Genomic DNA, 14,720 nt, shown 5'->3' with positions numbered 1-14,720 from the left:
GCCAATGACGCTTTGACAGACCCTTCGCAAGACGTTCATGAAAGTCAACGCAAACATGAACGGGAGCCTAAACACTCGGTTAAGCTTGTGCTCAGCGACTCGTCGATAGAAAGGCACATATCGAGACGCAGCAGGCTCGTACAACAGGCCGTAAGTGGTGGGGCGGCAACACTGAAAGGCACATCATGGATTTATCGCAGCTCTTGAAAGGAAGCGCTCTTTCGGCCTTAGCCATAGCGCTCGCCTTTGTAGCACCGGCTGAGGAGGCGCAGGCAGAAGCCTTGAGCGTTTCAGCGTCAGCAGCAGAATTTCAACCCGACAGGCGGGATGTCTCCCAGCGCGGCGAACGCCGAGCGAACAGAGGTGAGCGACGCGCCAATCGGCAAAGCAATCGTCAGAGCAATCGCCAAGAGCGTCGGGCTAACCGTTCAGAACGCCGCTCTGAGCAACGTTCAGAACGACGCGTTGAGCGTCGGGCCAACCGCCAAGAGAACCGCGCACAAAACCGTTCCGAAAGGCGCGTACAACGCAGTTCTCAAACACGCGACCGGGCAGACACATGGGTCAACCGCGGGGATCGTGCACGTCAAAATGCAGCGCGTAACAACCGCGCAAACCGCGTGGATAACCGCAGTGAACGCCGCGCTGACCGCGTTGATCGCCGCAGCGAACGCCGGGCTGACCGGATTGAACGCAGCGGTGACCGCAGGGCTGACCGTCTCGACCGTCGCGGCAACAACCGTGCAGCGAACAGGGTTGATCGTCGCACCGACCGGCGCGCGGACCGTGTTGAACGCCGGGGCGACAACCGTGCAGGCAGGATTGAGCGTCGCGGTGACCGTAGGGCTGACCGCATCCGTGATGGCCGCGTAAACAATGGCCGCGTAAACAATGGCCGCGTAAACAGGCGCGATGATCGCAGACTGGGCCGGGTTGACCGTGCAGATCGCAGAATTGATCGGCGCACAGACCGGCGCTTGGACCGCGCCGAACGCAGAGGTTTCCGCGATGGTGTCCGCTCTGAACGTAGGGCTGATAGGCGTGCTGATCGCCGCATCCGCAACAACCGCGGCTTTTATCGCAATGACCGTGGCTGGCGCGACCGCAGGTTTGCGTATGGCCGTGGCTACCGCGATGGCCGGCGTGATTTCCGCCGCTGGGATCGTCGCGGATGGCGCGGTGACCGCCGCTTTGGCTGGCGCAAGCATCGCGGCTTTAACCGCAATATCTTCCGCCTCGGCCGCTACTATGCCCCATTTTACGGGCACAGCTACAGCCGTCTAAGGATCGGTTTCTACCTGGATAACCTCTTCTTTGGACAGCGGTATTGGATCAATGATCCCTATTCATATCGCCTGCCGCCGGTCTACGGACCTTATCGCTGGGTTCGCTATTACGACGATGTTGTGCTCGTCGATGTTTACACCGGCGAAGTGGTCGATGTGATCCACGATTTCTTCTGGTAAGACCCAGATAAATCCAGGGTGCAAGTGGGAAGAGAACCCTCGGAGGAGCAATTCCTTCGGGGGTTTTCTTTGCGCAAGTGCCAGTGCTAGACCCAGAGCCATGGCCGAGACGCAAACAGTTCCCGATCAAGACGCATTGAGGCGCATGGGCAAGTATGTCCGCGAAAGATTGGTGAAAGATCCAAAGGTCTACCAAGTTGAGACCGAAAAGGCGGAACTCTTTGCGGTGGGCGATTTTTTGACCCCTGCCGAATGTGAGCGCCTTTGCCTTATGGTGGATGCAACGGCACGGCCCTCTTCCCTGCATGAGCTGGGCTATGACAGCGGTTTTCGCACCTCCTATTCCGGTGATCTCAACCCAAACGATGAATTCGTTGCCGAGATAAGCAAGCGGATCGACCGTCTTCTGGGCGTCAAAGGCGTGGTTGGTGAGGCCATTCAGGGCCAGCGCTATATGCCTGGACAAGAGTTCAAGCCGCACAATGATTGGTTCTATACCAGCGAAAACTATTGGAAGGACGAACGCAAACGCGGTGGGCAACGCAGTTGGACGACCATGGTTTTCCTAAACGACGTCGAAGAAGGCGGAGAAACCCATTTCACCGACATCGGCATCAAAATTGAGCCCAAGCAAGGCGTGCTTCTCGCTTGGAACAATGCCCTAATCGATGGCCGCCCCAATGAAGGCACCATTCATGCAGGTACGCCTGTGGTGAAGGGTTCAAAATACATCATCACCAAATGGTATCGCACGCGGCCTTGGAAATAGGAAAAACGGGTTTAGACCTTGCCTAAAGCCTCAGCGATCAGCTTTCGCGTGGGCTCCACCCCGTAAAGTGCGATAAAGCTGCCCATGCGCGGCCCCTGCTCTGATCCAAGCAGCGTTTGATAAAGCGCCTTGAACCAATCACGCAGGTTTTCAAAGCCATAGGCCTCGTTCTTGCCAACCTCAAAGACCAGCGTTTGCAAGTCATCAGCGCTCATATCAGGCGCGACATCGGCAAGCTTGGCATCGAGTTCGCGCAAAGCTTCAACCTCGCTACCTTCCGGCGCGCGTTTGTTGAGCGTGGGCACGATGAAATCACGCGTGTAGGCAACCGCTGCCTCAATCATCCGATCAAGGTCAGCGCTTCTTTCGGTCTCTCCCAGATAGCTCGCAACATAGCCAGCCAGGTTTTCTGCCGTCGCCTCTGCGCCCAGAACACTTGCAAGGTTCAACAGCAGCCCAAAGCTCACCGGAACCGTATCGCCCGCCCCTGGAGCCTCAGGCGTTGCGAGCGAGTGATTGGCGCGCAGCAAGTGCCACACTGGATTGCCCAATTGCTTATCCAGAGGCTGGTCAGCGAGGCGCTCACGGAATTGCCAATAATCATCAACCGCGCGCGGGATCACACCGGTGTGGAGCTGCTTTGCGCTCTTGGGATTGGGGAAGATGTAGAAGCCAAGGCTCTCCTCGGTCCCGTATTCCAGCCACTGCTCAATCGTCAGGCCGTTGCCTTTCGACTTGGAGATCTTCTCGCCCTTTTCATCCAGGAACAGCTCATAGATGAGACCCTCAGGCTTATTGCCGCCAAGCACGCGCGCAATCTTGCCCGACTGAACGCCGGTGTCGGTCAAATCCTTGCCGTACATCTCATAATCGACGCCCAGCGCGACCCAGCGCATGGCAAAGTCGACCTTCCATTGGAGCTTTGCCTGACCACCAAGGGCGCTCTGCTCGATCACTTCGCCATCGTCATCGGTGAAACGGATCGTGCCAGCGTCGGCATCGACGACTTCGACCGGCACCTGCAGCACTACGCCGGTCTTTGGCGAGATCGGCATGATCGGTGAATAGGTCGCCGCGCGCTCGGCCCGCAATGTCGGGAGCATGATGTCGAGAATCGCCTGATTATTGCGAAGGACGTTCTTCAATGCATCATCAAACGCGCCTGAATTGTACTTGGATGAGCTGGCGATAAACTCATACTCAAACCCAAAGCGGTCAAGAAATTCGCGCAGCATTGCATTGTTGTGCGCGCTAAAACTCTCATACTTTTCAAACGGATCAGGGATACGGCTCAGGGGCTTTCCAAGATGCTCAGCCAGCATAGCCTGATTAGGCAAATTGCCGGGCACTTTGCGGAAACCGTCCATATCGTCGCTAAACGCGATCAGCCGCGTGGGCTCACCGGTGAGAGCTTCATAGGCGCGGCGCACGAATGTGGTGCGCAGCACCTCTTGAAAGGTCCCGATATGCGGCAAACCTGAGGGACCATAGCCCGTTTCAAACAGCACCGGTTCACCGCCGGGTTTCCCTTTCCCACCCTTGCCATGCAGCCGTTTGTGCAAGCGCTGAGCCTCTTGGAAAGGCCAAGCTTTGGAAGAACGTGCGGCTTCGAGGAGTGTACTGTCTGTCATAGCTGGGCGCTTTTAGGGGCACGTTTGCTTGCCCACAAGCGCGAAAACCGCGCATTTGTGACCGAAGAGCCGCCTCATACGGCACACTGACGCCTGCGCGCTTACGAAACTCTCACATGCCTGAAAGTCGAAGCGCTTCATGGAGTTGCAGCGAAATCGTGCGCGCGATGTGTCAACTTTCGTTTTGGTGAGCAAATACAATGTCCAAAGCCTTGCCATCCTGTGTACCTAACCCAGCGTGCGGCCTGTAGGACAGCGACCTGTAGGACAGCGACCGTTAGGACAGCGACCTCTAAAACAGCGGCCCGTAAGGACCGTTGGTCGAATTGGCGGTTGCCGAAGTTTACAACCGCGCTAAAGGCCTAGCCAAGGTGATGAAGACGTCCCGCCCTCTCCTGCTTGCCATCATGCTGGTCGCGATCGGCATACGATCGGTGTTGGGCGCTCCGTGCTGTGTGTTTATCGAACAGGCCAATGCAGCAAATCTGGAGGCGCATGCCCAGCATGAAGGTCATCAACCCCACGCTGACCATAAGGGGCATTCCGGGCACGAAGGCCACGGCAATGACCCAAGCGCTAATCCGTGCTGTTCGGCTTGCGGCCCAACTCTGCCGCCCGAACCCACTCTGGTAGGAGCAGTCGCAACAGTTGCAAGCGCGCCCGTTGCCGACCCAATCCGCGCCCTCCAGACACGCCCCCCATTCCCCGCTTACGAAGCCAGGGGGCCACCACTCCGGGTCTGAAACCCTCATATTTTCAGATCAATCGGAGTAATTTTCCAATGAAACCGTTTAACTTTGCGGGCAGCACGCTCGCGGCTACCGCTGCGCTTTGCAGCGCCACTTCCGCTTTGGCCGATGAAGGCCACATCAACGCTCTCGACCATGCGCCCATCGGCGTTATGGGTGACCACCGCCACGCCAAAGGCGAATGGATGGTGAGCTATCGCCTTATGCATATGGACATGGGCGGAGTGCAGATTGGCACTGACAGTGTGACGCCGCAAACCGTTGTGACCACCGTTCCCAATCGCTTTTTTGGCAATCCGGGCCAGCCGCCCACCTTGCGCATTGTCCCAACCGAAATGCGGATGGACATGCATATGGCAGGCGTCATGTATGGTCTGAGTGATCAAGTGACGCTGATGGTGATGGCCAATTATTGGTCAAAAGAGATGGACCACATCACTTTCCAAGGCGGTATGGGCACAAACCAATTGGGCACCTTCCGCACAAGCCCAGCGGGCTTTGGCGACACCAAGGTCGCAGCGCTTATCGGGATCACCGATAATGTGCACATCAACGCAGGGCTTTCGCTACCGACCGGCTCAATTACGCAAACCGATGACATTTTGACGCCGATGGGAGGCAATCCAACGGTGCGCCTTCCCTATCCCATGCAATTGGGATCAGGGACCTTCGACCTTGAACCAGGCATCACATACCGCGACCAAAACGATCGGCTTGGCTGGGGCGCGCAAGTGCGTGGCACTGTGCGGCTTGGCGATAACTCCGAAGGTTATTCCTACGGCAACCGCGCGCAGGCGACCGCTTGGGTCGCGGCATCGCTGGTGGAAGGCGTTGCGCTTTCCGGCAGGCTCCAGGCTGAAACCATCGGACGCATCGACGGCATTGATCCTCTGATCGCGGGCCCCGTGCAAACGGCAAACCCCGATTTTCAGGGGGGTGAGAGCCTCACCGGACTTGTCGGCGTGAACTTTGCAGCCACAGGCGGCGCGCTTAAAGGCTGGCGGCTTGGTGTCGAGGGCGGTATCCCGATTGTGCAGGACCTCAATGGCCCGCAAATGCCGACCGACTATACGCTTACGGTAGGCGTTCAGAAAAGCTTCTGAGGAACCTCCCGCCCCTTGGAGTTTGCACATTGTGTAACCTTTGGGGCGGGAGCACCGAATACTTACTGCCCGACCGCTGCGCCTTTGGCTCTCCAGAGGTGTCAGGCGAAAGGGTCGCAATAGAGGGGCGGCACGGCATCCCATTTTGAGGGACTGAGAGGCCGGGTCGTCCCTCTTTTTGCGAGGCGCTTGTGTAGCCACAGAAGTCTCGTGCTCACACGTTTACATTGCGGCGCTGCACCTCCATCAAAAGGGGACTGTGTCCGGCGCAAATCCTCTTCCCCTCCCCGCTCTTCATGCCAGCCATTCGGGCAATTGGCTCAGAGCGGCCAATGGCGGGACGCAGGCAGCCTCCAAAGGTGATGCGATTATGGCAGCCGCCGATACACCGGTGCTTTTGCTGAATGCGCCGCTGGTGGCAAACCGGCTGGGTTATCCCGATTTGTCAGGGCTCGACCTGCTGGAGCTTTTCGCCTTTGTGTATCCGGCGCGGTTTTGTGTACCGACCCCGCGCGGCCTTGCATCAGCGTTGGAGTTGGAAGAGCCTGAAGGCGATGAGGCGGTGCCTGAGTTTCTGCAAATGGCGGCAGGCGCAATGGTCGAGGCGTGCGAGGACCCGGAGTGGTTTGAGCGCGCCGGTGCTTGGTCCTCATTGCAGTCCTTAGAGCGGCTGAGATGGCCTTGGGCTCAGGTGATCAAGCCGCATATTGCCCGGCCTGAGCGGGCGGAGAAATGGCTATTTTCAGCGCTTCCCGAATGGGAAGAGGCAGGCGATCGTGGGCCGCCCCGCCAGGTGGAGATGCCTCCTGCCGATGTGGTGGCAAAGCTTGATGCGCTCACCGGAGAGAAGGCCGAGAAACGCGAAGGGCAGCAGGCCTACACACAAGATGCTGCCAAGATATTCGCGCCGCGCGACGCCCGCGAACTGCCGCATGTGGCCTTGGCACAGGCGGGCACAGGGATTGGCAAGACGCTGGGCTATCTGGCACCTTCATCACTTTGGGCCGCTCAATCCGGTGGCACAGTGTGGGTGTCCACCTTCACGAAGAACCTCCAGCGGCAACTTCGCACAGAAAGCCGCCGTGCTTGGCCTGTGAAACGCCCCGATGGCACCCCGCCCGTGGTCGTGCGCAAGGGGCGTGAAAACTACCTGTGTCTGCTCAATCTCGAAGACGCGCTGCAAGGCGGTTTTGCAGGGCGCCCCGCAATCCTCGCGCAATTGGTGGCGCGCTGGGCAAGCTTTACGCGTGATGGCGATATGATCGGGGGAGACCTCCCCGGATGGCTCGGCACGCTCTTTCGCAAACGCGGGATTGCAGCGCTGACCGACCAACGCGGCGAGTGCATCTATGCAGGCTGTCCGCACTACCGAAAGTGTTTTATCGAGCGCGCCGCACGCGACTCAGCGCAGGCCGATTTGGTGATCGCCAACCACGCCCTTGTGATGGTCAATGCGGCGCGAGGCCGCGACCATGCACAGCGCCCGACCCGCATCATTTTCGATGAGGGCCACCATGTGTTCGAAGCTGCGGACTCGACCTTTGCCGCAACGCTCTCAGGCCAAGAAGCGATTGAACTCAGGCGCTGGATTATCGGACCAGAGCGCAAAAACCGGGGACGCAGGAGAGGCCTTGCTGCACGGCTTGCCGATGTTGCGAGCTATGACGAGGAAGGCGGCGAGGCGATTGATCAAGCGTGTGAGAATGCCGCTGCCCTCCCCAGTGACGGCTGGCTTCAACGCTTGCACGAGGACGCCGCATCCGGCCCGCTTGAGCACCTCCTCGCGAGCGTTCGCACCGTCACCTACGCCCGTGATGAGACGGGGCAGGAGGCAGGCTATGGCATCGAAACCGAAGCATCCGGCCTCCCCGGTGAAGTCATCGAAGCCGCAAATGCCGCCGCCGAAGCGCTCGCCAGCATTCGCACCCCGCTCATGAAGCTGGGCGCGCGGCTCGAGGCGATTATGGCTGACCCGCCCGATTGGCTCGATGGGCAAGGCCGGGCGCGGATCGAGGGCGCGCGTTTCTCATTGAGCTGGCGGGCGGATTTGCTCAGCGCGTGGGAATCGCTGCTGGTGCGCCTTGGTGGGCCTGCCGACCCCGAATTCGTCGATTGGCTCGCGGTTGACCGCTCGGACGCGCGTGAGTTCGACGTTGCAATACACCGCCGCTGGCTCGACCCGATGAAACCCTTTGCCAAAGTGGTTTTGGAGCCAGCACACGGCGTCATGCTAACGAGCGCTACGCTCACCGACCGGATTGGCAGCGAAACAGGTGATCCATGGGAGAGCGCGATTGCCCGCTCAGGCGCAGCCCACATCGAAAGCCAGCCGCTGCTAACACAAGCCAACAGCCCCTTTGACTATGCCAAACGCGCCGAGGTGCTGATTGTCACCGACGTCAAGAAAGGCGACCTGCCGGGGCTAGCGGGAGCATACGCGCGTCTTATCGAGGCCAGCGAAGGAGGCGTTCTTGGCCTTTTCACCGCCATTCGCCGCATGCGCGCGGTCCATGGCCGCATCGCCGACCGATTGGCACGTGAGGGTCTGCCGATCTACGCGCAGCATGTGGACCCCATCGACACGGGCACTTTGGTGGACATATTCCGCGATGACCCCAAGGCGAGTCTGCTTGGCACCGATGCCCTGCGCGATGGTGTGGACGTACCGGGCCGGTCTTTGCGCTGCGTCGTCCTCGAAGCGGTCCCGTGGCCGCGCCCCGACATCCTCCATAAGGCCCGCCGTGCAGCCGGCGGCGGCAGCAAGCACGATGACCGCATCATCCGCGCAAAACTTGCCCAAGCCTTCGGGCGTCTGATCCGCAACAAGGATGACGCAGGGCACTTTATCGTGCTCTCCTCCGCTTTCCCCTCGCGCCTGCTGAGCGCCTTTCCCGATGGTACGGCGGTGCGCAGAGTGACTCTCGACGAGGCGCTCGCACGGGTCAAAGACGGCCTGATCGGCGAAGACCCATCGCCAGCTGATCAAAACACTGGAAACTTGCACGACAATATCCCAGATAGTTTCGCATGATGGGTATTGGCCGATGTTAGAACAGTGGGATTACCTCATCCGCCTAATGTCCATCGGCAGCGGCTTGACGCTGATCGCGATGGTCGTGGCAAGCGAAGTGCGCCTGTCTGTGCGCGTGCCGCTGATCGGTATGCTGGTGGGCGTCATCGGCTATATGCTCAATTCAACGCCGCTTATGAGCGCTCGCGGGATTATTGACCCGTGGATCGACTTTGTGTCGCTCTCGACCCCGTTTTTCATCTGGCTGTTCGGACGCCGCCTGGTTGAGCGCGAGCCCGAACGGCGCATCATGTTGGGCGCCGCCGCGCTCATGGTGCTGGGCTGGTTTTTGCAGAACTTCTTGGGCGATTACACATGGCGCGCAGGGTTTTTGATCTTGCACGTGGTCGCTCTGGCTCTTGTTGCCGACCTTGTTCGGGTGGGCATATTTGAGCGCGATGATGACCTTGTTGAAGAGCGCCGCCTTGTGCGGCTCTGGTTACCGCTACTCGTGGCAGTGCAAGCGGGACAAATCCTGTTTGTCGAACTGCTCGAGTTAATCTCAATCGTCGATAGCCGTCACCCTGCGGTGTCGCTGTTTAATTCGACGATTATCCTCGTCATCATGGTCTTTGCAGGGCTGACCCTCTTCCGCACCAATCGCGACCTGCTGCCGCGCAAAGGCGAAGAACAAGCGGCCAATCCGCCCGAAGAGATTGTGCCCGAACTTGACCTTAGCCCTCAGGAGAAGGTCCTCCACGACAAGCTTGTGAGCGCAATGGATGAAGGCGCATACACCGCCCCCGGCCTCACCATCACAGCGCTTGCCGAGCAACTCGACACGCCCGAGCATCGCCTGCGCGCGCTCATCAATTCACAACTTGGCCATCGCAATTTCAGCGCGTTTTTAAACGGATACCGTGTGGCAGAGGCGCAAAGAATGCTCTCCTCGCCTGAGAAAGTCGACCTGCCTGTCCTGACCATCGCGATGGATCTGGGTTACAATTCGCTTGCCCCATTCAACCGTGCGTTTCGCGAGCTAACCGGTTCATCTCCCAGCGAATTTCGCAAGCGCGCATTTGTCGAAGAACCCGCTGACATGGCGGTTGTCGATACCGATCAAAACTAAAAACATGCGCTCAATTTTGAAATTGAGCACATGTTTTCAGTCTCGCTAAGACCAGCGAGCCCACATCCGTCATACCAAAGGCACACCAACCGATGGGAGCCTTTGACATGACACATAACACCGCATCCCAAAACGCCAGCACCGCCGAGCACATCACCGCTTTGCTTACCGAGCATTTCGTTAATGTGTTCTACTTCGATCTTGGCCGATATCTGATCGCAGCAGGCGCGCTCACGCTATTCCTCCTCATCTTCCGCAGCTGGTCGCAGGCGCGGCGCATTCAGGTAAAGCGCAAAGCCTCACGCGCCGATTACATCCGCGAAGTGCTCTCCTCTTTTCGCACCGTTTTGGTGTTTGCCTTTGTCACTTTGGTGACGCTGGCAGGGCGTGAATTGGGCTTTATCAAGCTCGAACTGGACAGCGCGCCGCTTGTGACCGTTGCGTGGCAATTTGCGCTGATTGTGCTGGTGCATGATGCCTATTTCTATTGGATCCACCGCGCGATGCACACCAAGGCCCTGTTCAAAATCGCGCACCTTCACCACCACAAATCGCGCACGCCAACGCCTTGGACCGCTTACAGTTTCGCGACTTTGGAAGCCGTGGTTGAGGCCGCGTTCATGCCTGCCTTTCTGATCATCACCAGCCTTATCGGCCTTCAATATGCAGGCTTCGCGGTGCTCCTATTCTTGTGGCACATGATCATCCGCAATGTGATGGCGCATGCTGGTTCCGAGCTGTTCCCCGCTGGCTGGGTCGACAATCCGCTCACTCGCTGGATCAGCACCACGACCCACCACGATCTGCACCATTCGTCAGGCTACAATTACGGCTTCTACTTCACTTTCTGGGACCGCCTTATGGGCACTGAGCACCCACGCTATGCGCAAGAATTTCGCAAACACGCAAAGCCTCTGATGGCATCTTGGGGCCTCCCCCAACTCGCCCGAAATGCGAGCGAACGGGTCAGTGTGACTATGGCTGCTATGCTTGCAGGAGCGGTGACTGTCCACGGATGGCTTATCGCGGTTGATCCAAACTTCATCTGATCTCGCCCGATTTGGCCAAGCCCGTCTCCTCGTGTTTGGCCGCCCCGCAGCAGTCTTTTCAAAGATGCCCTTCCCCAGCGGTTCTAAACCGATAGGCACTTTGGCAAGACTGCTGCATTTCATTTTGCATAAAGTCATGGCATGGGAACGCTTTGACGACGCCAATGCTCTTGGGGGGCCTGCCACTTGGCAAAACTATTGGGAATTCTGCGCCACGCTAAATCCGATTGGAGCGACGGTGCAAGTCGCGATTTTGAGCGCGGATTGAACGAACGCGGACGGCGCGGCGCGGAGGTCATGGGCGACCATATTCGCGACGACGGACAAGTCTGGGACATGGTCATCGCAAGCCCTGCAACCCGCGTTAAAGCAACCTTCGAAGTCGGCCTCCCCGAAATGCAACTCAACTTCGATGATAGGCTCTATCTCGCAAGCCCCGACACCATTTTTGAAGTGATCCAAGAGCACGGCACCAATGGCAACGCCGAACCCGATGCGATCCTCATTTCGGGCCACAATCCGGGGCTTTATGAAACGATCCTAGAGCTTGTTTCACCATCACACGAAAACGATCTTTTCAAAGAATGCGTGGTCAAATTTCCGACTGCAGCCTTTGCCATTTTAGAGTGCGATATCGACAGCTGGGCGGACCTTAAGAAGTTCACCGGCAAGCTTGTTCATTTCAAACGTCCGCGTGATCTTGATCCTGAGCTTGCACCCGGAGCTTAAAAGGGCGCGTAATGGCGCACGTGCCAGCTACTTGTCTTTGACCAATCCGGCTTCGAGAGCCTCACTCAAAATTTGTCGTGGCCCCGACCCATCTGCGCCAAGCTTATCGTCCGGGTTGTAGATCGCGCATTTCTCAAGGCTGAGGCAGCCGCACCCAATGCATCCATCGAGCGTGTCACGCGTGCGCTCCAGTGCGGCAATGCGGGCATCAATTGAGGCGCGAATGGCTTTGCTGATCCGCCGCCAATCCTTGGCCGTGGGCGTGCGGCCATGGGGCAAATCGCGCATGACCCATTGGATTTGCGCGAGCGTCAGCCCCAGCTTTTGCGCGATAAGAATAAAGCTCACTCGGCGGATATCAGAGCGCAGGAACCGGCGTTGATTGCCGCCTGTTCGGATGGGTTCGAGCAGGCCCTTATCTTCGTAAAAGCGAATTGCGGAGACGCTTTGTCCCGTGCGGCGCGCCATTTCGCCGATGGGGATGAGGTCCCTATGAGACAATGGGCGATGAGAATGTGTTCCGGCCATGATCCCTGCCTTAGCGCAATCAAAGCTTGACCTCAACTTAGGTTGAGGTCGCATGGTGCTCCTACTTAGTGATTCGCCACAGGGTCACGCCCCTTTAGAAACAGGAGTAGAAACAATGGCTTTAGGACGCATCGAACACGCAAACCTCACCGTCACCAGCCCAGAGCGCAGCGCTCAATTGTTCAAGAATATGCTGGGGTGGGAGGAACGCTGGCGCGGCAAATCGCAACTCGGCGGCGATACAATCCATGTCGGAGAGCCTGCAAAAGGCGCGACATACATGGCGCTTTACACCAATGACGAGGTCCGTGCTGACGACAAGAAGCGGTATTCCAAAGGGGAGCCGCTGAACCATGTGGGTCTGCTCGTCGATGATCTGGATGCGGCTGAAAAGGCGGTCGCGGATGCAGGGCTCGAACCTTTTGCGCATGACGATTATGAGCCGGGCAAGCGGTTCTATTTTTTTGATTGGGACGGGATCGAATTTGAGGTCGTGAGCTATGCAGGGGACGCGTCATGAACGAGATTATGCCGCGCGAGCCGCTTTTTCCTGACCCGCCCAAGAGGAAAACCCGCAATGCCCCTCGCAAACCTCAACGCCGCGTCCAAGGATCATCGGTCGCATCAATCGCAATTGCCGCATCCCAAGGCTTGCAAAGGCTCTTTGCCTCATCGGGCGACCCGCGCAACCAAAGGCCATAGTCCTTAGGCGCAAGCAGCACCGGCATGCGGGCGTGGATGCTCTCCACATCTGACCCGGCGCTATCCGTCATCACCATGGAGTAACACGTGCCGAACTCTTCGCTTTTGCGCCAAACCCCGGCGCAGGCGAAGGTTTCGGCATCGGGGAGCGAGAGCCATGTGCGGGTCTTGGCTCCCTTTGCCCCTTGCGCCTCTGCCCATGCTGAGACCGGTATAAGGCACCGCCGCCGCTCAAAAGAAGAGCGCCAGAAGAACCCATCAAGCTTATCTGTGCGGGCGTTGTTGACGGGTTTGGGCTTTAAGGCTTGCCCGTTCTTGCCCTTCATCACGAGCGGAAAGCCCCAGCTCATTGTGCCCAATTGGGCTTCACCATTTGCGCCGCTTGCAACGACCAGACCGGGATAGCCGGGGTAGACCTCTTCGCCGAAATTGGCAGGCGGACCAGCGTCCACTGCGTCAAAGAGCTGCGCGATTTCATCCTGCGATTTGGTCATGCGGTAAAGGTTGCACATGGCGCTTAAGCCCCCGCATTCCCGACCACAAAACACGCCGCAGCCATCAATGCCCCTGCCCAGCGGTTGGAGCGAAAACGTTCTAGCGGGTTGTCAGGATCGCTTGGATCAAGGGTGGAAACTTGCCACAAGAGATGCACCGCGACTGGGAGGAGCGCGAGCAAGGCGATGAAGTCCGGGCGATAGAGCCAGATGCCCAGCCCCCACAGCCCAATTGTTGCGGCGTAGAATGCAGCAACCCCGGCGTGCACATGGCTCCCCATCCTCAGAGCGCTCGACTTAATGCCAACTAGCGCATCGTCCTCGCGGTCTTGCAGCGCATAGATCGTATCGAAACCGATCACCCAGCAAATGCAGCCCGCATAAATTGCCCCCAGCGCGTCCCAATTGTCGAACCTTAGCTCAGTCCAGCCAACCAACAGCCCCCAATTGAACACCATGCCAAGCCAGGCTTGAGGCCACCAAGTGATACGCTTCATAAAGGGATAGGCAGCGACCAAAGCCAAGCTGGCAAGAGCCACAATTTGCGCGGTGAGGCGCAGTTGTAGGAGCACCACCAGCCCAATCAGGCAGAGCGCAATAAGCCATCCCCAAGCGAGCTTTTTCGACACGCGCCCGCTGGCAACAGGCCGCAAAGCGGTGCGCGCAACGCTCGCATCCAGCTTCGCATCGACGATATCATTATAAACGCACCCTGCCCCGCGCATCGCTATCGCGCCCAGCAAAAGCCAGCCGAGCAGCGCGAATTGCGGCCCAGCCCCCGCTAACCAGACGCCGAAAACACACGGCCAAAAGAGGAGCCACCACCCAATCGGGCGGTCAAAACGGGCAAGCTGCGCCAAATCCCTCGGCAATTGCGGAAGGCGCGCGATGATGCCGCGGTGTTCGCTGTCAGGGACGATATCGGGGCCAAGATCAGGAGGTGCTTGCTCGCTCATAGCCGGATCAACCCTCCGATGCCTTTCTCATCCTCTCGCGCCCAATACCAGCCGAGGATACAGGCGATGAACATTATGACATTGCCGGCAAAATCGAGCATCCCGATCGAGGTCAGCACAGGCATTTCATAATGGAAATACCAGTTGAAGATGAAAAACGGGATCAGCACCACGGCAAAGACAGCAAAAGCCCTCGATGACCACCGCGTGACAAGCGCCATGATCCCAAACATCACCGCCTGCGCACCGAAACACGCCATGATGAAGCGCAGGATAAAGCTGTCCTCGCGGTAGCTTTGCGTCAGTGCCAGATCGATCACGCTTTGCGGCGCAAGCAAGGCCCAGCCGCCAAGGCCAAGGAACACAAAAGCAATCGCAAATTGGCAAAGAAGTGCACGCATGACT

General features: G+C 58.3%; 13 protein-coding genes. 8 read left to right on the top strand and 5 right to left on the bottom strand.

The window, feature by feature from the left end; all coding sequences use genetic code 11:
* Positions 1 to 185: 185 nt before the first annotated feature.
* Both AC0V61_RS13150 and AC0V61_RS13145 read left to right on the top strand, forming a co-directional pair.
* Positions 186 to 1,466 (top strand): RcnB family protein, encoded by a 1,281-nt coding sequence (locus AC0V61_RS13150; protein ID WP_486158248.1) that lies wholly within the window; start codon positions 186 to 188, stop codon positions 1,464 to 1,466.
* A gap of 100 nt (positions 1,467 to 1,566) precedes the next feature.
* A complete protein-coding gene (locus AC0V61_RS13145) occupies positions 1,567 to 2,235 on the top strand; it encodes a prolyl hydroxylase family protein (RefSeq protein WP_486158246.1) in 669 nt (222 codons plus the stop codon).
* An 11-nt stretch (positions 2,236 to 2,246) separates the two neighbouring features.
* Here the strand turns inward: AC0V61_RS13145 and AC0V61_RS13140 are convergent, their stop codons facing one another.
* Complete coding sequence (locus AC0V61_RS13140; protein WP_486158244.1) at positions 2,247 to 3,866, bottom strand: lysine--tRNA ligase; 1,620 nt, start codon at positions 3,864 to 3,866, stop codon at positions 2,247 to 2,249.
* 781 nt (positions 3,867 to 4,647) lie between these two features.
* On the opposite strand from AC0V61_RS13140, the gene AC0V61_RS13135 reads away from it, so the two are divergent.
* From AC0V61_RS13135 to AC0V61_RS13115, 5 genes are all read left to right on the top strand, one after another.
* Positions 4,648 to 5,718: a transporter family protein gene (locus AC0V61_RS13135; RefSeq protein WP_486158242.1), complete on the top strand. Its 1,071-nt coding sequence runs from the start codon at positions 4,648 to 4,650 to the stop codon at positions 5,716 to 5,718.
* 259 nt (positions 5,719 to 5,977) lie between these two features.
* Positions 5,978 to 8,749, top strand: a complete 2,772-nt coding sequence (locus tag AC0V61_RS13130; RefSeq protein WP_486158240.1) for an ATP-dependent DNA helicase — start codon at positions 5,978 to 5,980, stop codon at positions 8,747 to 8,749.
* Between the two features lie 13 nt (positions 8,750 to 8,762).
* Positions 8,763 to 9,857, top strand: a complete 1,095-nt coding sequence (locus tag AC0V61_RS13125) for a helix-turn-helix domain-containing protein (RefSeq protein WP_486158238.1) — start codon at positions 8,763 to 8,765, stop codon at positions 9,855 to 9,857.
* Positions 9,858 to 9,964: 107 nt separating this feature from the next.
* Positions 9,965 to 10,906: a sterol desaturase family protein gene (locus tag AC0V61_RS13120; protein WP_486158236.1), complete on the top strand. Its 942-nt coding sequence runs from the start codon at positions 9,965 to 9,967 to the stop codon at positions 10,904 to 10,906.
* 186 nt (positions 10,907 to 11,092) lie between these two features.
* Entirely contained in the window at positions 11,093 to 11,635 is a 543-nt protein-coding gene (locus tag AC0V61_RS13115; protein ID WP_486158234.1) for a SixA phosphatase family protein, read from the top strand.
* A gap of 27 nt (positions 11,636 to 11,662) precedes the next feature.
* On the opposite strand, the gene soxR is transcribed toward AC0V61_RS13115, so the two are convergent.
* The gene (gene soxR, locus AC0V61_RS13110) at positions 11,663 to 12,163 is read right to left on the bottom strand and encodes a redox-sensitive transcriptional activator SoxR (RefSeq protein ID WP_486158232.1); all 501 of its coding nucleotides are present in this window, start codon (positions 12,161 to 12,163) and stop codon (positions 11,663 to 11,665) included.
* Positions 12,164 to 12,278: 115 nt separating this feature from the next.
* On the opposite strand from soxR, the gene AC0V61_RS13105 reads away from it, so the two are divergent.
* A complete protein-coding gene (locus AC0V61_RS13105; RefSeq protein ID WP_486158230.1) occupies positions 12,279 to 12,683 on the top strand; it encodes a VOC family protein in 405 nt (134 codons plus the stop codon).
* A gap of 73 nt (positions 12,684 to 12,756) precedes the next feature.
* On the opposite strand, the gene AC0V61_RS13100 is transcribed toward AC0V61_RS13105, so the two are convergent.
* From AC0V61_RS13100 to AC0V61_RS13090, 3 genes are read right to left on the bottom strand one after another with little or no spacing between them, the layout of a single operon-like run.
* Entirely contained in the window at positions 12,757 to 13,377 is a 621-nt protein-coding gene (locus tag AC0V61_RS13100) for an SOS response-associated peptidase (RefSeq protein WP_486158228.1), read from the bottom strand.
* Between the two features lie 5 nt (positions 13,378 to 13,382).
* The gene (ubiA, locus tag AC0V61_RS13095) at positions 13,383 to 14,315 is read right to left on the bottom strand and encodes a 4-hydroxybenzoate octaprenyltransferase (protein ID WP_486158226.1); all 933 of its coding nucleotides are present in this window, start codon (positions 14,313 to 14,315) and stop codon (positions 13,383 to 13,385) included.
* On the bottom strand, positions 14,312 to 14,716 hold the full coding sequence (locus AC0V61_RS13090; protein WP_486158224.1) for a hypothetical protein: 405 nt from the start codon (positions 14,714 to 14,716) through the stop codon (positions 14,312 to 14,314). Before AC0V61_RS13090 ends, ubiA begins: the two co-directional genes overlap by 4 nt.
* Positions 14,717 to 14,720: the final 4 nt, after the last annotated feature.

This window comes from Erythrobacter sp. JB1-4 (genome assembly GCF_057365025.1).
The sequence above is the reverse complement of the archived record's forward strand: the minus strand, read 5'-3'. Positions and strand labels throughout refer to the sequence as shown.